The sequence below is a fragment of the Acidovorax sp. GW835-FHT14G06 genome (assembly GCF_058793595.1).
Genome location: NZ_JBXAGA010000023.1, coordinates 15,260 through 38,176, shown reverse-complemented (window position 1 = coordinate 38,176; position 22,917 = coordinate 15,260). Strand labels below are relative to the sequence as shown.

Genomic DNA, 22,917 nt, shown 5'->3' with positions numbered 1-22,917 from the left:
GGGTGAAAACTTGTTTGACTTCTTCATGGCTCAATCCTCTCAGAGTGTTGAGCCTCCTCAAAAACCGGGGCGATTCAGATCTATGTTGCAAAGCGTGGTCGATGATCTGCGCATCGACCTGACGCCACTCCCCCCTCTATGCCCAGACGGCAAAGCAATAGTAGAGAGGCTAATCCGCACTATCAAGCAGCGCATGGCGGCATCGGGGATGAAAGGTGTTTACGCAGACCGTCCCTTAGATCCTCAATCAAGAAGGGCCGCACGTAAGGCTGAAGCTGCTGCAGTGCACACACTTGCGGATGCGTACCGAGCGTTAATCGAAATTGTGAAGGACTACAACAACCGTCCCCATCAAGCCCTCAAGCGTCGAAAAATCCTTACACAACACGGCATCGAACCTACGCCGAAAAATGCGTATGTTTGGGGACTCGAAAACATAACGGGACTTCGGTCTGCACCGTACACGGAAGAAGACTATTACCGACTGTTACTCAGTTCAGATAAAGCGAGTATTTCAGGAGGTGTTCTTCGCTACAAGACTCGTGCATATCATCCCTCTAACGAGGCCGCAATCGACTACATCAGGCGATCGCCCAGAAACAGGCCTTCTCTGGACATCCGACTCGACAAGACGCAGCCAGCGGTAATCATGATAGCGAGCAGACACGGCGAATGGCCGTGTTTCGTGATGGGCGCTGGTGACGCAAGGGACAGCGAAGGAATTTCAATTGACGAGGAGGAGGCCTTCGCGGCTGTCAATGCACGCCTTTGGGCCCGCTCCGACCATGAAAGTCGACGCGTACGGGTTGCCGCAAAGGCGGCCAAGCCTGTCAACAACCGGCATAAGAGCGCCCCCGCCGAACGTTTACCTAATGTTGATATGCAACGAGCTAGGTATCAAGAAACCGCAAAACTCAAAAACAAGTTGCATGCCCAAACACACACAGAGTTCGAAGAGCACACGGCCAGTGCGTCCGTTGGGAAAAGCTGGAGTGAAGTGGAGCGAGAGGAGAAGGCTCGATTGGTAGAACTAGTGAAGCTAAACAGGAGCAAGCGATGAAGGATGTTGAGATATTCCCTGCGGTGTATCACGATACAGGAGTTTCTCGATTTGCAGGCAATCCGTTCATTGAGGCAATGCCGCCTCTGGAGCAAAGCAAAAGTGACTTTCTGACTAACCTCGCGCACTACCCAGCGAAGCCGTCGGCAACGCTTCGCAGGAGTAGCGAGGTCGTTCGACTGATGGAGCTGTCCACCATCAACGACATCGTCTACCCTTTCCCTGAATATCAAAAGGCTGGCTTCACCCTGGCCAAGATGGCCCGCGACACTTATGTAGCGCGCCACCCTTTGACTACGATGGACCGGCAGAGGAGGCACGCCATTGCCACCACCGGAACCAATGGTCTACCAATGCCCGCTGACTGGAAACCTTCGGCTAAAGGCTACTTCATGATGTCTGTTAGCGGGCAAGGCAAGACTACTTTCGCAGCTGCAGCTTTGCTGAGATACAAGCAGGTTATTTGCCACTCGAATTATCACGGAGCTGATCTGAAATGCCATCAGGTCGTATACGTTCTTCTCAGAGTGCCTCACGACGCAACACTCAAGTCGTTGTGCCTGCAATTCTTCAACGAGATCGACCGACTGCTAGGAACCGACTATTCGCGGAAGGCGGCAGCGCTACGCAATATTGCGCCCATGGTCGACTTGATGAACAAAGTCGCAACAGCTGTCTCCTTGGGCTTTATTGTCGTTGATGAAGTTCAGAATTTGCGCAGCGCGCGCGCCCAAAATGCGGAGCTTGTACTAAACCTATTCAGTGAAATCATTGAGCGGCTCGGCATTAGCTTGTTGGCGCTTGCAACACCAGCGGTCCAAGCTGTCGTAGAAGGAGCGGTACGAAACACCCGCAAACTCGCTTCCTTCGGGAGCTTGGTAATTGAGCCGATGGCAAGGAATAGCCCTCAGTGGGAAGAATTCTGCGATACGTATTGGGACTATACGTTTGTCAAGACAAAGACAAAGCTGACGAAAGAAATCCTTGATGCTTGGTACACGGCCTCAGCGGGAAATACGGCCTTCGCGGCGCTCGCGTTCACACTATCTCAGCACAATGAGATTGGCGGGCGCGAAATTATCGACGCTACTGCGTTTCAGCGAACCGCGGCGACTGACATGGCATTTCTTGGACCGGCAATTGCAGCCTTGCTCAGCAAGAACCCTGCAAAGCTTCGAATGTTTGACGATCTGCTGTTCAGTCCTAGGTACAAAGCTATGCGCGCCCTGCTTGGGGCAGAGGAGCCTGCTCGACCCAAAGGGGTAAAAAACGATGAGTTTGACGATGTACACGAAGAGAGCGTGCCCCCCAGTCCCGCTGCGACAAAGAACAAAAAAAGGGCCTCGCCTCGGCCGGTTGACCTCCCCTTAGAGGATCCGCTGGCCCGCTGAGACTACTTGCTGATTGACTGGAGTTAGCAAACGTGCACCGCGCTCGCCTCGCTTCAACAACTATCTGCTACACGCCTGAGCTGCTCCATGACGAACTGCTGTATTCATGGCTGTGCAGGTTAGCAATCTTGAATGCGTGGGGAACGGGCCGAGACGCAGTGAGGAAAATTTTTGGTGGCAGGACGGTTACACCCAGCCTTACCCTTCCCACTCACTTCGATGCCATGAACGAGCGATACGCGGGGGCGCTGCCACACGACTCTTTCGCCGCTCTTATGGAAGCCAGTACGCTGCTACCGTATCACAGGCCGTTCTTGGATCACGAGCGCTATGCACAACTAATGGAGGACTCGCGCTCAAGTAACTCCCTTGACTTGAAACTGCGGCTTGGTCTCGTTGCAAACCGGTTCGGAATCAACACGCCACACCGCTTTTGCCCCGCATGTGTAGCCGAAGATATTGAGATGAACGGCTGCCACTACTGGCATCGGCAGCACCATCTACCCGGAGTGAACTGCTGCGTCCGCCATTCTCTGCAGTTGCAACAACAAAGTGTCCCAAAGGAAGGCCTATTTGGCCAACCCCTAATGTATCCAGGCCTTCCTAGCGGCGAGGAATGCATAACCCCTGAATGTGGTTTTCAATTCCGATTTGCGCAACTATCAGCGGATCTCCTGCTGGCAGCACTACCGCCGATAAACAATGCCGATCGCTCCAACGTATATCGAAACCGCCTGTCGGCAAAAGGCTTTCAGTCGAGCCGTCGAAGCCTCGACTACCAATTAGTTGCAACTGAGGTGAGGCACTACTTTGCCGACTTCGCTAACTTTCAGCATCAATCACGACTGCTGCAGACCGCCAGAAGTCCTTTGCGCTGGATTGAAGATCTGGTTGAGCGTCCTGACCGCTCATTGCATCCGATATGCCACCTGCTGATGATTGATTTTTTATTTGGCTCCATAGCAGAGTTCAGCTTGGCAGTTGACGCAGAGCGGTCTTCACGCGAAGCGACACGAGGAAGTGCGCACGCGATTCCTCGTGGTGAGACAAAGAAATCCCTACAAGTACCAGGCCTTGAAATAGAACATCTCCTACGCAACCCGTCATTGTCCTGCCGTCAGATAGCTCAACAAACGGGCAAGAGTGTCGGCACCATCGTCAAGTATCGTAGACAGCGAAAAATCGAAGTGAAAGAGCGTCGTAAATTCGTCGGCGCCCAAACTCGAACTTCGATAGGGCACGACTTGTTGTCAGGTTTGGAATTGCAGTCTATTGCCCTTCGTAATGGGGTTTCCGTGCAAACTATATATCGGGAATTAGCGTACGAGAAGGGCACCAAACTGCACCGCCAACGTTCACTTTTCATGGCACAACGAACGTCTCGGCGTGACCGGTGGATGGGAGTGTTAAAAACGCCTGGCGTTGAGGGAATCTCCAAAGCAAGGTCTCTGGGCTTTTCTGACTATGCTTGGCTCTATCGACATGATCGCAGTTGGCTACTTACTTCCAATGCGCAATATCGCAAATCGGTGAGCACGCGTGGTACGGTGAATTGGCCGGCCCGAGATCAGGAGCTCTGCTCGAAAGTTCTCACTAGGATGATCTTGCTATTAAGGGCTGAACCACCCATGCGAATCTCAGTAGCTCGGCTTTGCTCAGGGCTGGGGCAATCCTCTCAATGGCGCCGCGACAAACTACCCCACTTTAAGGCGCTCTTATCACGTTTTTCGGAGACACCTGAGTCGTTCAGAATTCGGAGGGTTAACTTCGCAATCGATTTTTTAGTGCAACGAGAGTCCGACATTAAATTATGGAAAATTCAGCGTGCTGCAGGCCTTCGTATATGGCCTGCGGACCTTATCGCGTACGCTCAACGACGAATCAACGAGCACACCTAAAGGTCTTGGGCACCAACTAACTCTCTAAGCCCCTTCATGGTATTCCTGCCATACGTTCCCACCCCTTACCCAGACGAAGTTCTGTGCTCGGTTCTCACAAGATTTGTAGTTCACAATGGTGAGAGTGTTTTTCGAAAAATATCAAATTCTGTAGCCCACCTCAGTCCCAATCTTTCAATTTATCAGGCAAGCCCGCCTCATCCTGCAGTCGTAGCATTCATCACCGATCAAATGGGGCTACCAGGAAATGAAGTCACCGATAGGTTAACTACAAGTCAATTCTTTCGAGTATTCAACACGGCTCACAAGAGACCGCTGAACCTAGAGACAGCGGGGTATGGAACACGAAGTGGGAGACTTCGGTCCCTTGGATTCATTCCTTGCAATCACCAACCCGCTGTGCGTTTCTGTCCATCCTGTCTTGATGAGGACTTCAAAAAATACGGTGAGCCCTATCTTCATCGAATTCATCAGATGCAGCCCGCATTGACATGCACAGTTCATGAAGAATGGTTAAGAATTTCATGCCCCAAGTGCAAAATGCTTGTTGTGCCAATTAACAGAATGGTACTTCGACCTATGCCCATCGTCTGCGAATGCGGCGCGGATCTACGGTCATTGCCGGTCAGAAAATCGCCAGTAAGCAGTGCCTTCAAGCGATTGAGTAAATTTTGTGCGGATTCAATTTTTTCTAAAAATTCACTGTGGTCGCACGCTCAAGTCAAGTCCGCCGCCAGCGAAGCTCTTGGACTATCGCCGCATGACTTCTCCACAGGATATATCAAATCTCTTATCAAAGTTTACGGTAAGCCAATCAGCATTTCTCCTCACAAATTCGTTATCGCGCCGCCGAGCAGCGACTGCCATCTCAGACTCAATCTGGATTTGGGGAGGTTTAAAGCTGAGGACTTTGCATCCCTCTTCACTGCCGCTGGACTAACCTTCGACGAATCCGCACTATTAATTTCAAAAAATAGAACTGTCGGCATTCACATCAAGCAAAGGAGTCCGAAGTACGTCTACGGTTTGAAGCACGCCGAAGAAGTCCTCCTGAACTTTTCAAAAGCATACCCAGGCGAGGTGGCTACGAAATTCCAGAGATCTCACCCTCGACTCTACTGGCTCCTGAGGATCCATCATCCAGATTCGATTAAAAGATGGTGTCCAAAGTTGAAAACACTGCCGCCGATTGAGAGCGATAGAAAGAAGTTAGGTCGACTATTAAAAAAAAATGGAGATTTTAAAAAAATATTCGCCAGTGCATCGCGCCCCCTCTTTAGAGCAATTATAAGGGACCAGAACTGGCTGATAAGCACCGCAAAATTAAGCCCATCAGATTTTACAGCCCCCCCACTCAAACCGATCACCAAACTTACATCAGCAAAAATCCCTGCCTCCAAAAATTTGAGCACTCCCACCAACAGAAAAAAAGAACATAAAAATCCAAAAATAGATGACATTGAAAGAGACCTCGTATTCGCATTAATGAAGGCGATTCGCATAGAACGGCGCCCTCATAAGATCACCAGATCAAGACTTTCTCAACTATCATCAAGAGGAGTTTCTTCAATTACCAGAGCAACCCCACCCGGCAGTAGGCTGCACACGATGATAAGCAAAATCAACGCCGACAAAGATCGTAGATTGGCACTGTGGGCAGCACAAGCGTTAGCTCTTGCAGAGACAAATATGACGCCTACAACAGTTCTGCTAGCGGCAGGGCTCAACACGACTTCCCGTAACAGGGAACACGCGCGCTCTGCAATCGATTTGCTTTCAAGCGGATTAAGTCGTCAAGCAATTCGTGAATCTTTTAACACAGACCCAGAGCAGATAGCCCGATTACACCGCCTCAACCGAGTCGACTTAAAACCTCTGAATTAATACAAGCGACATCTTCTAGTCAAATATCGCGAATAATCATCTGACTAAAATCCTTCAACTGCTCTGCGGAGGCGGCTTGCCGCCGATGCTGATATTCCGCCCCCGACGAACCCGACCTCCTCAGCGCCTAGAACTTCGAGGGGGCCACGACGGCATTTACAGCACCATCAAACACATAAATTATGACGACAGGGCGTAATTCACTCGTCGGCTGAACCTAAAAAGTGAGACATCAATTAAGTGATGCAGCAAAAGTGACTAAATTGACGATTACCCACAGGACCAACCGTTTTAAAAGCAATTGTCTTAGTGGCCATACAGGAGGCATGTGACGGCAGAGGTATATTGCTGCGGAAGCTAGATGCACTTGACCACAAAGTACACTGCAAGGTGACCATGCGTTCCGTGTCTACTTGACCAGACCAGGGTATGGTGCCGGTTAAAGTTGCTGGGTATAAAAATGGTTCCTGTGCTCCGGCCAACATCAGATCTACCACGAGATGTGGCGTAAGCCTACTGGCGTTCGCTACGAGCATGCGGGAGATACTGGCGGACAATACGCCACGCAACTCGTGCCCACCCAATCACATGATTTCTAAGCCCCCAGAGTCCATGGAGCCTAAAACTAAGCTCAAGGCGCTCCTCCATAGGATTCATACCCAGGTTGACACAACGTTCTCTGGACTGGGGGTCATTGTGTGGGATGGCGTGTCTACGATACCAATCCTCCCTATGCGAAGTGAACAGCCAAGGGGCATCCATGACAAAACCACATTTGAAGTCTTGATGAATATCTCGCGGGAGGGGAGCCCTTTTCACGATGGATTTCACGTCGTTGACACAGCTCTTGCGCTCATCCAGGTGTCAGTCTATTTTTCACCCGCGATTTCCGCGCAAGTGGAGACTCCTGCGAACGGACTGAGGTTCGGTGGGCGCTACCTTGCAGCTGCCTTCGGGTCTTGCCTTGAGGGCGTGATTTGCACGGGAGTTGTGTCGAAGCAATATGGCCCGATAGTTTTTGAGCACGGAAAGGTGGCGTGATGTTTAGCCTTCTTCCGATGACAAAAGTGATTTCGATGCTAGCTGGACTGTATGCGCTGCTGGCTTTTCTTGTGGCGCTTGGAATGGAACGGCTAGGTATTGAGGTCAGCTTCCTTCGCGTGTTTAGCGGTGCGGTAGTGATCGATCTCGGACTACTGTTCTTCGTCTACGTTGGTTGGCGCTGGATATGGGAAAAAGTGCCCCGTCTCAATCAATGGCTCTATCCCGATCTCAACGGAACCTGGGCTGCATCCATTGACTGGGTAAAGGATGGAAAAACTGGTCTTGCACTGGGTACCGTGTCGATCAAACAGAATTTTTTCACGCTTTCTATTGAGATGGATGCCCCACGATCTGAGTCGCGCACCATAGCGCTTTCAGTCAAGAAAGATCCGGAATCCGCGCGGCCCTTGCTCCACTACATCTACGAGGTGAGGGAAAAGTATCAATCGCCCGGGCAGAACATGGTTTACCAGGGAGCCGCGTCTTTGGTCGTCGATGTCGCCACCTATGATCGCCTCAGCGGCAACTATTTCACCAGTCGTGAATCCGGCGGTCATTTCGAGTTCCGACGCACGCTGTAAAAACGATCACCAATATGGAGCCGTTTGGAGGGGGGCAATCTTTGATTGGTCGGCGATTTGAATTGAGGCCTACATGTCGGAGACGCATGTCAATTCTGCCCCCATACCGACTCCGCACCAGTTAGAAACTCGGCCGACGATCAAGAAGACCATCGGTTTAGAAACCCCCTGCGCGATGTCCTGCCAGTGCTTGAGGTCGACGCCTGATGGCAAGGGGGCGTCTTCAGGGTGCGTGTGCCATTCGCCGACGTAGTCTATTGTCTCGCCGCTTTCTTTCCAACGACGCCGCGACACCCGCTGGTGATGTGTGGCATGACGGAAGAATCCGAAACGCCGCTGAACATCTGCCGCCGTCGGGAAGGTAGCTTCTGTCACGTGGGTGTGGGGGCCGCGGCGGTAGCCCATCAGAATGCCGCCAGCCTCGGGTGCGGACGCCGTCAGCTGCCTGAGGCCCAATAGCCGCTCCAATAATTGCGGCTCAATGAGCAGCATCGCGCCATTACGGCCGAATGGCAGTGGCTTGAGCATCACGAGGCCCGCAAGCGGGGCAGGCAGCCAATCGAGAGACGTCCTGATTTTTGACGCCGTAGACGTTCGCATTGGCCATCGCGCTGGTTCGGAATCGCGGGCTTGCCCGTCCGTATTGAAGCCAGTCGACTACAACTTCCAAGCACAGCGCCGCCGCAGCCATCGGTGCGCTGACCGCGTACGGCGTGAAGCCATTGCAGCCCAGTTGTTTGCGCGTGGGCAGCTCTTTCAGGACCGGGAAGCGCTCCTGCCGATAGTGATTGTGCTCAGCCTGCAACAGGCATCGGAAGCATCCGAGGCGGCGCCCCTCTGCCCAGAAAGTCTGGACGCATTCCCCGTTCCCCCGGATCCGTACGTGGAGCACCGGTACTTCAGTGCCTTTGTCCAGGCGCATGGCGTTGATCATCTCGCTCACAATCTCCTCGCCAGTTGCATCAATCACCAGATCCGCATCGAAGAGGTCTGGGAGTCCCTTGACACTGCGGACGCGGGCCCGGATTTTTGCGAATGGGAACTGTCGCTTGAGCTCTTCGGCCAATGCTTCGGCTTTGCTCTTGAAGAGCGCAGGGTAGCCCAGCACATGCCGGCCAAGGTTCTCCGGCTTCATGTCATCGTAGTCCACAAGGTCCAGACATCCTGCACCCGTGCCGGCGCCCAGCCGCACGAGACCCGGTGCAACATGCGAGCCGATGGCACCGCAGCCGACTACGGTGATCTTCTTTCCTTTCAGGTCGGGGAACGTCAGATTGCGGCTGTGGACGAAGTCCGGGCCGAACTCGGTGATCGCCAGCCTACTGATCTTGCTCGTTCCCCCTCTCGTGTGGAGAAATTGGCGATAGAGCCTAGGCTTCCTGGCAGCGCCAAGCCGATGTAGCGGATCCAGATCAAAACCGAACCCTAGCCACCCCAGCGGTGTGTGGATGGCGAACGTTGCGATGGAGTACTTGAGATACTGTGTCTCGCGTTCGAGCACGCGTTGAAGTTGCTGGTACAGCCGGTGATCCCATGCCTGGAGCCACGCGAATAGCTCTTTGATGGTCGCCGGGATTGCTTTCGGTACCGCAGGCCGCGTCTGAGTTGCGAACAGCCAGCACGGACACTTCGTCTCTTTGGGAGGCTGGGCCCCTAACGCCAAGGCAAGCGCTTCGACTTCCTCCTTGTTGTCGGCGACAACGGCGTGCGAAGCACCTGCAATGTCCAAGAACCAGTAGTTCGACGACTGGGTCGTTCGGTCAACGTTCCCGATCAGCACCGAATAGACGGCGGAGGATTCGCCGTGCGACCAGTGCTGCAGGAATTCGTCCTGGATGTCGTCGTGCCTGAAATCAGGGTCATGCCGGATGCGATCCAGCACGAGTTGCGCCTGGTCCAGGCACTGCGCAATCGATTCTGCCGGATCGAACCGGTCCAACACCACTGCGCCAGAGGCAAAGTAGCACAGACCTCCCGATGCATACACGTGCGGCGATAGGGGCGGCAGGACATCGAGGTGATCGAGGATCCTGATCGAGGGGTAGGTCAGAAAGTCCCAGTCGGTGACGCTGAGCCTGACCTTGATCGGCCCGCCCTTACACGGAAGTGCTCCATCGAATGACCGCGTGCCTCGCCGATAGCCGCTGGGCGTGAAGCCGCGCGACCTCAGCAGCCGGAGCGCCTCGCCAAGGAGCGATGCCGCAGCCTCCGGCATTGCTCAGCCTGCGCTTGTCGAATTCACTACTGGGCGAGATACCCGATCTGCGCCGACCAGCCGGACGACGTCGTCGCCGCTGTCCGGCTCAACCAGGTCCGTCCGGTAGGGCACGCGGCTGCCCAACTGTGCTCGGAGGATATCGATCGCGTCACCGGCCAAGTGCGATGCTTTCATTCTGGCTGCCTGGATCTGGGAAGCCAGTGTTGCAGCAAGGGTCGATGCGTGTTGGCGGCCATTGGCATCCAGGCGCTTGTTGAAATCTTCCTTGCCTTCTGCGATAGCGGGCTCGTGCACGTTGCCCTTCAGCGCGATCGACAACGCCCGTGCGGATCTCTCAAGCGCCACGTCGTCGCGCCCACGCTTGGGTTCGAAGGCTTGCGCCACGGCGATCATGATGCACACTGAAGTGGGGCCGTCGCCGGCCTTCCAGTGCAGGTCACGCCAGGCCTTCAGGTAACGGCACACGCGCTGCAGTTGCTCGGTGTGCTCCTCGACACGGTCAAGGAACCACCGAGATACCTCTTCGGGGTCCGACGGTTTCCATTCGCCCGAGCGCGTCGCCATCATGATGTCGACCATGTCCTCCCACTGCTGCAGGGTGAAATCCTCTTCTGCAAATTCTGCGGCGAGCGCTTCACGTGCGTCCGATTTCGCGGCCGCATCGAACACGCGTTTCTCGACGATTTGCGCAAACTGTGCTTCCGGCGCCGCGTACAACGGGATATCGATATGCGCCCAGGCATTTATCTGCACCCGAATGCATGTGTCCTTGCCGCTGTACAGCTTCCAGCCCTTTTCTTTGCAAAGATCCTTCAAGAGGCCTTCGACCAGTTTGAAGTAGAGCTGGGCCATGGCGTGCGGAGGCCCACTTTCCTCCCACACAGACACTGGCAGGTAGACACCGAAGTCCCAGTCCATTTCCTGGGGCGGATGCCAGGCTGGCTGCACGCAGGTTTGGTACGACCACGAGCCTTGTGTCCGGAAACGCGGGGTGACGGCCTTGTCCATGCCCAGCGCCTTGATCGTCGCTTCTCGGATTCGTGGCCTCAAGTGATCGCGGATCTCGTTCTTGGCTTCAACCAGCACCCGGCGCTGGTCCTTGGTAGGTTCGATACTGTTGATGAACACTTCTTCGGCAGTAGCGAAGAGCAGGCGGTTGAGTTTGAGCATGTTTCTTGGGCCTCAGGTGCGTGCGTTCTCGCCGTGGAAGAAGATCGGTTTGGAGGGCGAATGCTCCAAAAAGGTTTGGAATTCCGGCTTGCTGATGCAAACTTTGGAGCGTTGGGTAGCTGCGCTCAGCAGAACTTCGCGGGCGTTTTTGTCTGCAATGTCCAATGCAACAGCACGGGCACGTTCGTCGTGAAGTTCGTCGTCTACATGGCAGTAGTGTTTTCCCAGGCGGTGCGTCAGCATGAAATCGCTCAAGACCTCCTGCGCCGAAATGGAGAGGCCGAAGAGACGCCGGGACATCTTGATCGGCCACCCGCCGCCCCAGTCTCGGACCCCACCTTGCCGGTCTTGTCTGGGGTCCACAGTGAAGCGCGACGACATCGTGCCGACCGCCATCAGGCGGACGTTGTCGATGTCCTGGCCGAAGAACTTGTGGGCCTCATGCAAACCAAGGAGCCCGGGGGCATTGGCGTATAAGCCGCCATCGACATACTGGCTGTTGTTGAAGCAGTGTCTTGGGAAGTACGCCGGGGCTGCGCTGGTGGCCATCGCGACGTCTACGATGGTGAAATGGCGATCCCGCTTGAAATCGACATGATGCGGCGTCTTGAAAACTACCGGTTCACCGGTAGAGTAATTCAGACTCGGGATGATGACAGGGTGTTTGCATGCACCCAAGAGCCGGTCGCCAAATAGCTTGGAGTCAGACAGTAGCTTCTTCAGCGGCTCCGGTGAATAAGGCGACCGCCAGAATCCGAAGAGTGACCAGCGCTTGTCGAAAATCTCCTCCCCGTGGTCGACAAACAGGTCTACGATATCTTGCGCCGGAATCTCAAGGGCAAGTGCCAACGCCAGGATCCCACCGATTGAAGTACCTGTGATCAGATCGAAACGCGATGCAAGCGGCGCTTCGATCTCTTTCTCGACATCCGCTATGACTTTTGCGGTGTACAGCCCTCGGAAGCCTCCACCAGAGAGGGCGAGAATCTGAAAGGGCTTGCGCACATTGTGGGGCATTGGGGATAACTGGTTGTTTCTAGCACTCCGCGATGGCGAGTGCTATGAAACACTATATATGGGTATCAACCAGTGTCAATACACTACCAGTAGCGCAGTATAAACATACAGCCTGCTTTTAAATACAGCTTAATTGCGCCTTGGCTGATCGCTTTCTGCCGCGCTGCGCCACTGGCGTCTACCCTCCCCAAGGTACACATCCAGCGCGCGGTATTTCATCGGCCCTCCTTCACTTCCGAATTCTGGTCACCCACGATTCCAATGGATGGCGCTCCCAGCTGCCGTTCCAGCGGACTCAGCAAGGTGCGCTCCCCCCCTTTGGATTCGAACGATGCAGCAGCCGTCTTGGGCATCAGAACCAGCTCAAGGCCCAGCTCGGACGCCAGCGCCATGGCATTGCTGATGCGCGGGGAGACTTTGCCATCGAGGATCTGCCGCACGGCCAGTGGCGTGAGCCCCGTGTTGGTTGCCAGCGCCGCCAGGGTCACCCCCTGCTCTTGCTTGGCGGCTGACAGTGCAGCAGCGAACTGACCAACGGTTTTCATAAGTAAACTAAAGAAAAAACAACGAATCTTTAGATAAGTATAGCCATCTATCGCTCGCGATGAATACTAGACTATAGAATGAGCCCTAAAAATTCAGTTAACTATAGATTCTGTAAAGCGATGCATTACGACGCCGTCCTCATCCCCATGGACAAGCCCCGTATCCAGCTCCTGGAGCCTTGTATTGCAACGCCCGAGCCTTGAATGGAATCCAGCCCAGGCTGTACTTGCTGGACTGAGGTTGCCCCTGAAAACTGGAGTTTTTACCTCAGCCCGATGCAGTACGAGCAGCGCTGGTACGAGGCACAGCGTAAAAAGGCCGCGTGAACCGTGGGTTATTGACCAGGCCTTTGTGCATTTGAAATTATCTGTACCGCCCTCAACTCAGATTCATGCAAGCAACCGACATGAGATCGCTGAGCCGCGAAGCGCGGCACGAGCGCCGCGTGCAGGTCATCCGACTGCGTAAAGCCGGTAATACCTACGACGAGATTGCAGCGCTCACGGGTCTGAGCCGCACGGGCGTCTTCAACATCTGCAGGCGCCATGCGGCACACGGCGCCAAGGCTCTGCACGACACCATTGGCGGACGCAAGTTCGGAGAAAACCGCTTGCTCGATGCCGACCAGGAGGCCCTGGTGCGAAAGCTCATTGCCGACAAGACGCCAGATCAGCTCAAGATGCCCTATGCGCTGTGGACCCGCGCGGCAGTGGCCCAACTCATTGAGCAGCGCTTTGGCATCCGGCTGCAAGTGCGCACCATGGGCAAGTACCTGGCCCGCTGGGGCTTCACACCACAAAAGCCTATGAAGAAGGCTTACGAGCAGTCGCCAGCGGCGGTCAAGAAATGGCTCGATGAGGACTACCCGGTCATCGCCGCACGCGCCAAGGCTGAAGGAGCCGAGATTCACTGGGGCGACGAGAGCGGGCTGCGCAGCGACGACGTGCGCGGCAGGAGCTTCGCGCCCAAGGGCCAGACACCGGTGGTGCGGGTCAACAACAAGCGCCATGGCCTGTCGGTGATCTCCACCGTGACCAACAAGGGCCAGATGCGCTGGAGCAGCTTTGACGGGGCGCTCAACACCACGATTCTGATCGACTTCCTGCGCCGACTGATCAAGGGCCAGAGCAGGAAGCTGTTCCTGATCCTGGACAACCTGCGGGTGCACCACGCCAAGCCGGTCAAGGCCAGGCTGGCAGAGCACGCTGACGCCATCGAGGTGTTCTACCTACCGAGCTACAGCCCGGAGTTGAACCCCGATGAGATGGCCAATGCAGACATCAAACAGGCGGTGACCAAGCTGGCCCCGGCGCGCACGAAGATGCAGTTGGTGAAGGCCACGGCCAAACACTTGCGCAGCGTGCAACGTCAGCCCGAGCGCATTCGAAAGTACTTCGACCACGCCCCGGTTCGCTACGCTGCTTGAGTCAAGTTCACAGGGGGCGGATCAATAAGAGCTACACGAAACAGGGGCAAGGTCAGTTCTGTCATGTGCGCCAGCCAGATCTCGCGAACAAGCGTCCAGGGAAGTAGTTGGATTCACCTGGTGACTGGTGCAGCCAGCTAGCAGTTGCTGATGGCCTTGATTTGGATCGCCGCAATCAGCCTGAAACTGAATAAGCAATTCTGGGTTAATTTTCACCGGCTATGGTTTGCGTGTAAATCAACAACTAGCCTGCCTGCTGGGTGCCAGCACCCCTTTTTCATCAAGCTTTGCACGCGCTGCCGATATCTCAATGAATCTGGCGCTTTCTCCTCACGTCCCCTGTGCCGACGGGAATTGCACCACCAGCAGGCGGCGACGATGTTGGGCGCTACATCGCGGCCTTGCTGTTGGCGCGCAGTGAGATGCTCTGCAGTGCACCGAAGGAACTTACGCCACCGTGTGGGCGCGCTTGATTGCGAAAGTTCAGGAAGCGTGGGCTCAATCATTTTTAGCCCGCAGTAAAAGCAGCAGCCCTGTTGGGCGATCGCGGACTGGATACGGAGTTTGGCCAGCTTGTTCATTTGGCAGCAGGGGTAGTGTTGAAGCTACTCCCGTTGCCGATATCCGGACAGGTCGGGCGCCGGGGCATCGCACCACTCGGCTATGCGCCAGGTAACCCGGACGCGGCCGGGTTCGCGTTAGCCCGGACAACCAATAATTTATATCGCTGCGTCCAGTCGGCGCAAGTACCGGCTGTTGCACGCATGCGTCATGCTGACTCAACAGGTAACTCGACTTGCTGCGCCGGATCCTTCGCCCTGTGCACAAACAGCTCCACCGGTGGCACCTTGATCAGCGACTCTGCCCGTTCGATGGTGCCGTGCAGCCAAGTGTCCCAGTCCCCCTTTTCCAGCGGAACCACCGTACGTTTGTCCTGCATGTCCGGCGCGCGCTTGGGGTCAGGCCTGTGCATCAGGTTGAGCACCGGCACTTCATCGCAGTTCTGCGAGATCATGGTTTCTCAACAGCAGTAACTGTTACCGGCACTTATCACCAGCGCGCTGCGACCACCAATTCGCAAACGCAAGAAGGTCGGCGTGATGCGAATCCGTGTGTACCAACAGGTCGCCCGCGTTGGGCGACCCGGTAATCCCACGCAAAATCAATGCGCGATGGATCGCGGCATCGACGCCCACGAAGTACGGCAAGTAGTCGTCGACGAAGGCGATCGGCTTTAGGGAGTTGAGCGTGTCGGCCTTAGGGCTCGCGGCCGTTGCCACGTTGTCGGTGGCGTGGACCAGGTGAATCGGGAATCCGTGCAGTCTCAGGTTGTGCTCGCGAGCTGCCCTGAATTCCGCAGGCAAGGCCGTGACGCATACCAGTTCGTAGCCCGCCGCGGCGAGCTTGTGGCACGCCTCAATCGCTCCTGGAACCGGCGGGATCGATGACCAGAACTCGTTGTCGAAGGCCCGCCGAAGCAGATCAAGCCTATCCCCTTCAACTCGCTCCACTTCCCATCTGTCGATGGGCCAGTAGGCGAGCGGATCGCGCTCGCCAGGGTACGTGCCGAACGCCTTCTGCCAAGCGCTGGCATAGGCCAAGCCGTAGTCCAGGAGGACTCCGTCAGCGTCAAGCGCGATGATTCCTTTGGTCATCAGGAAGTTTCGCACAGCAGAGCACGCCTGCACGCGCGGGTTGGGGGGCTCCCTTGTTGTCGGGACTGCTAAGCGGCAACAGTTACGTGTGCCTTCGAGAGGATGTGTTTGCCTCGCGGTGCCCCAGAACTGACGATGCAATGAGACCAACGGCGCCACCAACGATGGCCATGTTGGCGATGTTGAATGCCGGCCAGTGCCAGCCGTGCAGGTGGAAGTCCAGATAGTCAATCACGGACCCGCGCACAGCCCGGTCGAAGGCATTGCCCAGGGCGCCGCCCAGGATGAGGCTATAAGCCAAGCCCTCGAGGCTGCGCACCGGCTTGGCGAGCAGCCAAGCGAGCCAGGCCGACGCGCCCAGGGCGATGGCCAGGAAGAACCAGCGTTGCCATCCGCCGGTGCCGGCCAGGAAGCTGAAGGCCGCGCCGGGGTTCAGTACGTGGACCAGGCTGAAGAACGGTGCGACCTCGCGCGACCAGCCGAGCAGGGTGGTCAGATGAATCCAGGTCTTGGCAGTCTGGTCTGCGGCAAAGACTACAAGCGCAAGGCAATACCAGCGAGCTGGTCGGTTGACATACTTCATCGTTCTTGTTGGTTAGACCAGATCGCAGGGCCGTGGTTGGATTCAGCGCGTTGCCGCACCGTGCTCGGCCGTGAGTGCTATTGACGCGGACAGAATTTCAGCGAGTTCCGGTCTCACAGCATTGGCGCGAAGGCACTGACCGTGGCCCGGCCAGGGTTGCCAAGCGGCAGCCTGCCCGAGAGGTGGCCAAGCGGCACCAGCAGGATCCTAAACAGCTGGCCCGCGGCTTCCCGCACGTCACGCTCACGCGCGGCCAGGGCCAGCATGTACCAATGACTCCGCAGATGAAGCCAGAAGCGCTCTTGGCCAAGCACGTGCGCGGCCTCCAGGACCTTCCACCGGTCAGGTCCTCGGGATCTCGCCCGCTCCACGAGGTGAGCAAATGCTGCCCCGCGCTGCCGATCGTCTATGGCTGTCAGGTTCGTCATTTGAGACTCAGGATGCGCCGGGCACCGTTCAAGACGATCAGACCCACCACGGTGCCGATGACCAGATCAGGGTAGTTGGATCCGGTCATGGCCACCAGGAAGCCAGCCAGGATCACGCCCGCATTGGCGATCACGTCGTTGGCCGAGAAGATGTAGCTTGCCTTCATGTGCGCACCGGCATCCCGCTTCTTGGATATCAAGACCAGGCAGATGACGTTGGCGATCAGGGCCACCAGGCCCATCCCCATCATCAGGCCCGAGACAGGTTCGCTCCCGGCGATGAAGCGTCGAACGACCTCGCTGAGTGCCATGAGCGCAAGCGCCAGTTGCAACCAGCCCGCCGTGTGAGCCGCACGCGTCTTAAGGGCAGCTGCTCGGCCGACGGCAAACAGGGACAGCCCATACACCGCAGCGTCGGCGAACATGTCGAGCGAGTCGGCGATGAGCCCGGTCGATTGAGCGATGAAGCCCATCACGATCTCGATCACGAACATGGCCGCATTGATCGAGAGCAGTATCCATAGCAGCCTGGCCTCGGCCGCATTGTCAGGCGGGTCGATTTCATCGTCGTCACCCATGACCGCGTCCGATTCCAGCAGCTTGGCGCCCAGACCCAACGGCTCCAGGCGTTGCAGGACCTGCGCCACCGGAGCGCCATGCACTGCGGTCAGCTTGCGGTTGGCCAAGTCGAAGGACAGGGATTTCACCCCGGGAACGTCTTGCAGGGCCAACTTGATCATGTTCTCTTCCGATGGGCAATCCATCTTCGGGACATGGAAGGTGCTCTTGAAGCTGCCGGCGGCGCTATCGTCTACCGCGGCCGAATGCACCAGCTTCGCGCCCAAGCCCAGCGGTTCGAGACGCTGCAACACCTCGGCGACCGGCGCGCGATGCACGGCCACCAGCTTTCGGCCCGGCAGGTCGAAGGTGAGCGACTGCACGCCTTCGACGCTTTGCAAGGCCATCTTGATCATGTTCTCCTCGGACGGGCAATCCATCTTCGGAACGGCAAAGGTACTTTCGAATTTTGTGGTGGCGCTCATGGGTATTCCTCGGACTGCATAATTGGAAACCCTCTAGCAACTACAAAGTCAAGCCCGCTGCAAGGGCGGCTCATCCATGAAGATCGGCGACCTGGCCAAGGCCACCAATACGCTTCCCGAAACGGTCCGCTTCTACGAGCGCGAGGGACTGCTGCCGTCCCCCGCCCGGACCGAGGGGAACTACCGCAGCTACACGGCTGAGCACGCCCAGCGGCTCGCCTTCATTCGGCACTGCCGCAGCCTGGACATGACGCTGGCTGAGATCCGCACGCTGCTGCACTTCAAAGACGCTCCTTCCGAGAATTGCGGCGTCGTGGATGAGCTGATTGCAAGTCACATCGAGCAGGTCGTGGTCCGCATCCGGGAGCTGAAGGCGTTGGAAGCCGAATTGCGCTCACTGCACCGCAGCTGCTCGGTTGGCCGTGCCGCGGTCAACTGCGGCATCCTGGGTGGACTTGAGCGCGCGGCCAAGCAGAATTCAAAGAATGTGCGCTCGTTACCACTCGGTTCTTGACGCAGCGCGGCTGCGCGAATTCTTTCGAGCCATCCGCGACAGCGGCTTGGATGTTCTCGATCGAGATGTCTTTCCAGGACGCTTTGCGCCCATCGTGAGGCGCCCGCCCGAGCTCGAATCGGGCGACGAGGCGGTTCCTGAGCGCGAGGCCGTTGTCGCGCGGTTCGGCCTGATCCCTTTCTGGGCCACCGATATGCGCAAGGTGAAGCTGACGTACAACGCCCGCTCCGAAACAGTTGCCACCGCGAGGCCGTTCCAGGCCGCTTGGAAGAAGGCCCAGCACTGCATTGTCCCGGCTGAGGCCATCTACGAGCCAGACTGGCGCTCGAACGTGCACGTGCCCACACGTATCAGCGCGGCCGACGGCAGCCCCTTGGCGATCGCCGGGCTATGGAACACTTGGCATTCGCCTGCAGGAGAGCGCGTTCATACCTTCACGCTCATGACGGTCAACGCCGACTCCCATCCCGTCATGTGCAACTATCACCGCCCAGGCGAAGAGAAGCGTATGGTCGTCCTGCTGGACGAATCCCAGTACGACGCCTGGCTGGACGCGCCCGCCGAAGGCTCGATGGACTTCATGCAGGCTTGTCCGCCTGAGCGCCTGGCAGCCACCGGCGAGCCGGTCGAGCGAGCGCCGGCTAAGGCCGTTCCTCAAACAGCTTCCCTATTCGACTAGCGTGTCGGTGCCCCGGGCACGAAGCTCACGACCTTCGCGTGGCCGGTCGCATGCAGAATCCTGACCTCCTGCCGCAGCGCTTCGTTCACCGAGGCCATGGCCTGAAGCTGCTTGCGCAGGTCCAAGTTCTCGGCGCGCAAATCACGGGCAGTCTCCTGTTCGCGTTTGAGCGCCGCCTTGAGGCTGTCCTCGCTTGCGCCGGGCTCTCGGCCGCTCAGGCGGCGAACCTCCTTCGCGACATCCGGGTAGCGGTTGTGAATCAACGCTGGAGTGACGCCGACCTCGACCGCTAGGGCTGTGATCGTCGGAACGGCCTCGGCACGCTGCAGGCGTGCCAGAGCCTCCCACAGATCGGCGGTCGTTGTGTCTCGATTGCGCCCGCGAACCTCTTCGGGCGCCTGGCGTCGGTCCCATCTGGCTTTCATAGCGGTTCGATCCCCGGCCCCAGCTGCTTCAAGACGTCTTCGACCCGGTGGAGGTCTCGTTGCACGCGCTGGACCGCTGCCGGTCCCAACTCGCGGGCCTCCACTTGGAGCTCCAGTTGGTGGGCGTGTATTGCCTGCCACGCGATCCGCTGGGAACTGTCGATCACAGAGTCATTGCAGGCGCCGCACCGCCACGGCTCATACAGACCGGCCCCGCCACAGCCATCATCCTGGGCCAAGCAGTACGAATGGCCGGTGCTGCGGATATTGATCCAATCGGCCGTCTCCTCGATGAGAGTTTCGCGGCTAGGGAAGTCGTGGGCCCGCATGCTCACGATTCGCTGGCCGGCGCGCCCCGCCAGGGGCGTATCCGCGTGGAGCCAGCCTTCGATCAGCTCGACTTTTCGGGCACTGATCTCCGTGAACAGGTCTTCAAACAGCGCGTCATCTTGCATAGGGTTCGCCGCATACAGCTGCGTCATCTCGATGCTCGAGTGTTTGAACTGCTCCTTGAGGAAGAGGACATTTCCCAGGCGATGCCGCACGAAGGTCCAGGCGTACGCCCGGCGCAGTTGGTGAGGCGAGAGGCGCCAATCAACGCCGGCGTAGGCGGCAAAGCCTTTCATCCGGCCGGCCCAATGCAGGCCGGACACGGTCCGGATCTGCGGTGTCGGGCCTGAATTGCTCAGGAACGTTTGCCCAGTCGATGCGCTTGCTGCTGGGGGTCAGGTTCGACTGCTCGAAGTAGGGCCACAGCTCCCACACGTCGTCGCGGTAACGGCTCAGGACTTGGGTGGCGCCGGCCGGGCCCGGCGCAGAGCTGACGACCAGGTCAGCTGGCGCGCCGTCAGGGGCGGTTGCCGGGGCCATCGATGGTTGTGCGTGGCTAGGCAAGTGCGCCTCCCGAGATGCGGTACCGACTCCAGAATTTCAGAGGCTTGCTGCGGGCGGCCTCTCTGGACTGGGTCACCAGTTCCTCATCGAATTTGTCCATGGTGAACAGGTCAATTTGAGTGCGTATGAGCGTGAAGTATTCAGCCCATTCGCGGGACCTCGTGTTCCTGCTCTCGGCTTCCAGGAACCAGTAGAAGCTGAAGAGGCGGTGCAGGTCTTCACTGGTGCCGACCACGGTGTAGCTGCGACAGCTGAAGCAGCTCAAGAAATACGAGCAGCGCTGGTACGAGGCACAGCGTAAAAAGGCCGCGTGAATCGTGGGTTAAGAACTACACGAAACAGGGGCAAGGTCACTCGGGCCTGGACCGGTGCCTGCGCCGCCATGGGGCGGGCAACCTCAACGCCCTCAAGCCCCAGGAGCCACAGCCTGTGCACAAGGCGTTCAAGAGCTACGAGCCTGGCTATGTGCACATGGACGTGAAGTACCTGCCCCAGATGCAGGACGAATCGCAACGGCGCTACCTGTTTGTGGCCATCGACCGGGCCACGCGATGGGTGTTCGTACAACTCAAGGCCAACAAGACAGCCGCCAGTGCACGGGCCTTTCTGAGGGCATTGCACAAGGCCTGTCCGATCAGGATCACCAAGCTGCTGACCGACAACGGCAAGGAGTTCACGGACCGCCTGTTTGCCAGCAGGGAGCGCGAGCCCAGCGGCAACCATGAGTTCGACCAGTTGTGCCAAGAACTGAGTATCGAACACCGGTTGACCAAGCCCAGAACACCGAGAACCAATGGCATGGTCGAACGATTCAATGGCCGCATTGCCGATGTGCTCAAGACCCACCGGTTCAACAGCCGCGAGGACATGGAGCAGACCTTGCTGCGCTATGTGGTTTTGTACAACCACCAGCTGCCGCAGTCAGCACTCAAGAGCAAGACGCCGATGCAAGCCATGAAGGATTGGTATCAGGAGCACCCGCACCTGTTCCACAAGCGACCCTATGATCGTCCGGGATGCGACACATAGCAGTTTATGTTGGTTGCATCACAGCCCATTCATCCGATTCAAGATGGGTTGGCCGGACGCATACAGTTGATGGAGATGCGGTCTCCGAACTGAATGGTAAATCGGGTCAGGGCAGCTTTCCAATCCCGGATGGGCATGGTGAACCGCCCCGGGGCGGTTCACACCCACCGGGCTACTCATAACGGCGCACTGTGCATAACGACTCAAAACGGTCGCTCAAACGAATAAAAATTCAGGGGACTTCTCGGTCAGATTTCCGCAGATTGCCGCCGAAACACCGTTGCACCTGCCAATGGGCTTCGGTTCGAGGCTCGACGGCGTCTAGATCAACCGGGTCGATTCACCATAGAGCGTAGGGCGGCACTTCAATGTCAATATCTTGTTGAGTGCCACGCGACCCCGTTTTCGTCCATCGTGACTTCTATGGTGGCCTGTGCGATGAGAAAGTTTATGCAAGCAACTGCCTCACCTGTTGCCAGGCTCAGTTGCTGCGCATCCTGTTCTCCGATGGAGCGATGAAAGAGTGCAGCGAACGTATCGATGATCCGTTGAGGCCCGGTAGTCAATGTCTGACGTAACCGATTCAGTGCACTATTTTGGCCTGACCTGAGCGAGTCAAGGCGTTCATGCAGTCCATAAAAGGGCTCGTTGTGAGAGGGGAGTACCAACACATCGTTGGGAACATCCCTCATTAGTTTGTCGAGCCCTTCGTACCACTCCTTCAGCGGATTGGCCTGTGGCTCGCTGGCGAACACCGAAACATTCGACGAAATCTTCGGTAGCACCTGGTCGCCGGAGATCAGCAGTTTCAAGTCGGGGCAGTACAGAGAGGCATGTTCTGGTGAGTGGCCGCCGGTGGTGATGATCCGCCAGCCATATTTACCCAACTGGACGTGGTCGCCGTCCTGCAACCGTCGGTAGCTGTCAGGCAGAGCGTGGATATGTTTACCAAAGCTGCCGAAGCGACTGCGGTAGCTTTCAATGGCTGCCTCCGACCAGCCGGCGCATCTATTGAAGAGCACGCCGTCGGGCGGGGCTTCGCGGTTCGTGTCGGCATGCATCACGCGGCAGGTCAGGTACTCCAGCCGGCTCATGTGCAGCGGCACACCAAAGCGACGCGTGAACCAACCAGCCAAGCCGATGTGGTCTGGGTGCATGTGTGTGGCGAAAACGCCTTGGAGTGGCCGTGCCAGCGGCCCGTGCGCCATGAGGGCCAGCCAGTCGGCCACGGTGTCGGGGTTATTCAGGCCGGTATCTACCAGCACCCAGCCATCATGGGTATCTATGGCCCATACATTGATGTGGTCGAGTCGGAATGGCATCGACAGTCGGATCCAGCGTACGCCCGGGGCGATCTCGACCCAGTGTCGTGACGATGGTGGCTTGAATGGATAAATAAGTGGATTGGCTGCGAGTTCAATCATTGCTATCG

General features: G+C 57.1%; 23 protein-coding genes and 2 pseudogenes. 10 read left to right on the top strand and 15 right to left on the bottom strand.

All coding sequences use genetic code 11. The annotated features are described in order from the left end of the window. The 6 genes and pseudogenes from AC1Q64_RS24280 to AC1Q64_RS24255 all read left to right on the top strand — a co-directional run. Positions 1 to 1,060, top strand: a 1,060-nt coding sequence (locus AC1Q64_RS24280; protein WP_492253026.1) for a hypothetical protein, incomplete at its 5' end; no start/stop codon positions are given. Then, positions 1,057 to 2,451 carry an ATP-binding protein gene (locus AC1Q64_RS24275; RefSeq protein WP_056642864.1) on the top strand — a complete coding sequence of 465 codons (1,395 nt, stop codon included), beginning with the start codon at positions 1,057 to 1,059 and terminating at the stop codon, positions 2,449 to 2,451. The genes AC1Q64_RS24280 and AC1Q64_RS24275, both read left to right, overlap by 4 nt. A gap of 32 nt (positions 2,452 to 2,483) precedes the next feature. Next, the gene (locus AC1Q64_RS24270; RefSeq protein ID WP_082564902.1) at positions 2,484 to 4,349 is read left to right on the top strand and encodes a TnsD family Tn7-like transposition protein; all 1,866 of its coding nucleotides are present in this window, start codon (positions 2,484 to 2,486) and stop codon (positions 4,347 to 4,349) included. 36 nt (positions 4,350 to 4,385) lie between these two features. Beyond that, positions 4,386 to 4,844 (top strand): annotated as a pseudogene (locus tag AC1Q64_RS24265) (TniQ family protein); the annotation flags it as partial. A gap of 84 nt (positions 4,845 to 4,928) precedes the next feature. Next, positions 4,929 to 6,233, top strand: a complete 1,305-nt coding sequence (locus tag AC1Q64_RS24260; protein WP_233250702.1) for a hypothetical protein — start codon at positions 4,929 to 4,931, stop codon at positions 6,231 to 6,233. 1,058 nt (positions 6,234 to 7,291) lie between these two features. Further along, the gene (locus AC1Q64_RS24255) at positions 7,292 to 7,858 is read left to right on the top strand and encodes a Cap15 family cyclic dinucleotide receptor domain-containing protein (RefSeq protein WP_156391408.1); all 567 of its coding nucleotides are present in this window, start codon (positions 7,292 to 7,294) and stop codon (positions 7,856 to 7,858) included. A 69-nt stretch (positions 7,859 to 7,927) separates the two neighbouring features. Here the strand turns inward: AC1Q64_RS24255 and AC1Q64_RS24250 are convergent, their stop codons facing one another. The 5 genes from AC1Q64_RS24250 to AC1Q64_RS24230 form a co-directional block, all read right to left on the bottom strand. Continuing rightward, a complete protein-coding gene (locus AC1Q64_RS24250; protein WP_158276489.1) occupies positions 7,928 to 8,386 on the bottom strand; it encodes a Mov34/MPN/PAD-1 family protein in 459 nt (152 codons plus the stop codon). Next, entirely contained in the window at positions 8,358 to 10,073 is a 1,716-nt protein-coding gene (locus AC1Q64_RS24245) for a ThiF family adenylyltransferase (RefSeq protein WP_056642852.1), read from the bottom strand. Before AC1Q64_RS24245 ends, AC1Q64_RS24250 begins: the two co-directional genes overlap by 29 nt. Before the next feature lie 3 nt (positions 10,074 to 10,076). Beyond that, positions 10,077 to 11,246 carry a CBASS cGAMP synthase gene (locus tag AC1Q64_RS24240; protein ID WP_056642848.1) on the bottom strand — a complete coding sequence of 390 codons (1,170 nt, stop codon included), beginning with the start codon at positions 11,244 to 11,246 and terminating at the stop codon, positions 10,077 to 10,079. 12 nt (positions 11,247 to 11,258) lie between these two features. Continuing rightward, on the bottom strand, positions 11,259 to 12,263 hold the full coding sequence (locus AC1Q64_RS24235) for a CBASS cGAMP-activated phospholipase (protein ID WP_056642845.1): 1,005 nt from the start codon (positions 12,261 to 12,263) through the stop codon (positions 11,259 to 11,261). A gap of 215 nt (positions 12,264 to 12,478) precedes the next feature. Further along, positions 12,479 to 12,808 carry a helix-turn-helix domain-containing protein gene (locus AC1Q64_RS24230; protein WP_056642842.1) on the bottom strand — a complete coding sequence of 110 codons (330 nt, stop codon included), beginning with the start codon at positions 12,806 to 12,808 and terminating at the stop codon, positions 12,479 to 12,481. Between the two features lie 392 nt (positions 12,809 to 13,200). Here AC1Q64_RS24230 and AC1Q64_RS24225 point away from each other — a divergent pair, with 392 nt between their 5' ends. Next, positions 13,201 to 14,235, top strand: coding sequence for an IS630 family transposase (locus AC1Q64_RS24225; protein WP_056642839.1), 1,035 nt, complete (start codon positions 13,201 to 13,203; stop codon positions 14,233 to 14,235). Positions 14,236 to 14,447: 212 nt separating this feature from the next. Here the strand turns inward: AC1Q64_RS24225 and AC1Q64_RS24220 are convergent, their stop codons facing one another. From AC1Q64_RS24220 to AC1Q64_RS24195, 6 genes are all read right to left on the bottom strand, one after another. Next, positions 14,448 to 14,741, bottom strand: coding sequence for an HNH endonuclease (locus tag AC1Q64_RS24220; protein ID WP_366931137.1), 294 nt, complete (start codon positions 14,739 to 14,741; stop codon positions 14,448 to 14,450). A gap of 263 nt (positions 14,742 to 15,004) precedes the next feature. Beyond that, positions 15,005 to 15,250, bottom strand: coding sequence for an SOS response-associated peptidase family protein (locus AC1Q64_RS24215; protein WP_199227788.1), 246 nt, complete (start codon positions 15,248 to 15,250; stop codon positions 15,005 to 15,007). A 22-nt stretch (positions 15,251 to 15,272) separates the two neighbouring features. Beyond that, positions 15,273 to 15,890 carry a 5' nucleotidase, NT5C type gene (locus AC1Q64_RS24210; protein ID WP_020228492.1) on the bottom strand — a complete coding sequence of 206 codons (618 nt, stop codon included), beginning with the start codon at positions 15,888 to 15,890 and terminating at the stop codon, positions 15,273 to 15,275. Between the two features lie 82 nt (positions 15,891 to 15,972). Further along, positions 15,973 to 16,473, bottom strand: a complete 501-nt coding sequence (lspA, locus tag AC1Q64_RS24205) for a signal peptidase II (RefSeq protein ID WP_137747719.1) — start codon at positions 16,471 to 16,473, stop codon at positions 15,973 to 15,975. 113 nt (positions 16,474 to 16,586) lie between these two features. Beyond that, entirely contained in the window at positions 16,587 to 16,901 is a 315-nt protein-coding gene (locus AC1Q64_RS24200) for a DUF3703 domain-containing protein (protein ID WP_020228494.1), read from the bottom strand. Continuing rightward, on the bottom strand, positions 16,898 to 17,944 hold the full coding sequence (locus AC1Q64_RS24195) for a cation transporter (protein ID WP_056642836.1): 1,047 nt from the start codon (positions 17,942 to 17,944) through the stop codon (positions 16,898 to 16,900). The genes AC1Q64_RS24200 and AC1Q64_RS24195 overlap by 4 nt, the downstream gene beginning before the upstream one ends. A gap of 76 nt (positions 17,945 to 18,020) precedes the next feature. On the opposite strand from AC1Q64_RS24195, the gene cadR reads away from it, so the two are divergent. Further along, positions 18,021 to 18,458, top strand: coding sequence for a Cd(II)/Pb(II)-responsive transcriptional regulator (cadR, locus tag AC1Q64_RS24190; RefSeq protein WP_020228496.1), 438 nt, complete (start codon positions 18,021 to 18,023; stop codon positions 18,456 to 18,458). Next, positions 18,430 to 19,137, top strand: a complete 708-nt coding sequence (locus AC1Q64_RS24185) for an SOS response-associated peptidase (RefSeq protein ID WP_082564899.1) — start codon at positions 18,430 to 18,432, stop codon at positions 19,135 to 19,137. The genes cadR and AC1Q64_RS24185 overlap by 29 nt, the downstream gene beginning before the upstream one ends. Here AC1Q64_RS24185 and AC1Q64_RS24180 read toward each other — a convergent pair. From AC1Q64_RS24180 to AC1Q64_RS24170, 3 genes are all read right to left on the bottom strand, one after another. Further along, positions 19,134 to 19,562: a hypothetical protein gene (locus tag AC1Q64_RS24180; protein ID WP_020228498.1), complete on the bottom strand. Its 429-nt coding sequence runs from the start codon at positions 19,560 to 19,562 to the stop codon at positions 19,134 to 19,136. The genes AC1Q64_RS24185 and AC1Q64_RS24180 overlap by 4 nt on opposite strands. Beyond that, positions 19,559 to 20,215, bottom strand: a complete 657-nt coding sequence (locus tag AC1Q64_RS24175) for a site-specific integrase (RefSeq protein WP_108499779.1) — start codon at positions 20,213 to 20,215, stop codon at positions 19,559 to 19,561. Before AC1Q64_RS24175 ends, AC1Q64_RS24180 begins: the two co-directional genes overlap by 4 nt. Positions 20,216 to 20,448: 233 nt before the next feature. After that, positions 20,449 to 20,691 (bottom strand): hypothetical protein, encoded by a 243-nt coding sequence (locus AC1Q64_RS24170; RefSeq protein WP_056642833.1) that lies wholly within the window; start codon positions 20,689 to 20,691, stop codon positions 20,449 to 20,451. Positions 20,692 to 20,810: 119 nt separating this feature from the next. Here AC1Q64_RS24170 and AC1Q64_RS24165 point away from each other — a divergent pair. Beyond that, a pseudogene (locus AC1Q64_RS24165) lies at positions 20,811 to 21,485 on the top strand (DDE-type integrase/transposase/recombinase); the annotation flags it as partial. 371 nt (positions 21,486 to 21,856) lie between these two features. On the opposite strand, the gene AC1Q64_RS24160 reads toward AC1Q64_RS24165, so the two are convergent. Further along, the gene (locus AC1Q64_RS24160; RefSeq protein ID WP_056642830.1) at positions 21,857 to 22,909 is read right to left on the bottom strand and encodes an MBL fold metallo-hydrolase; all 1,053 of its coding nucleotides are present in this window, start codon (positions 22,907 to 22,909) and stop codon (positions 21,857 to 21,859) included. Positions 22,910 to 22,917: the final 8 nt, after the last annotated feature.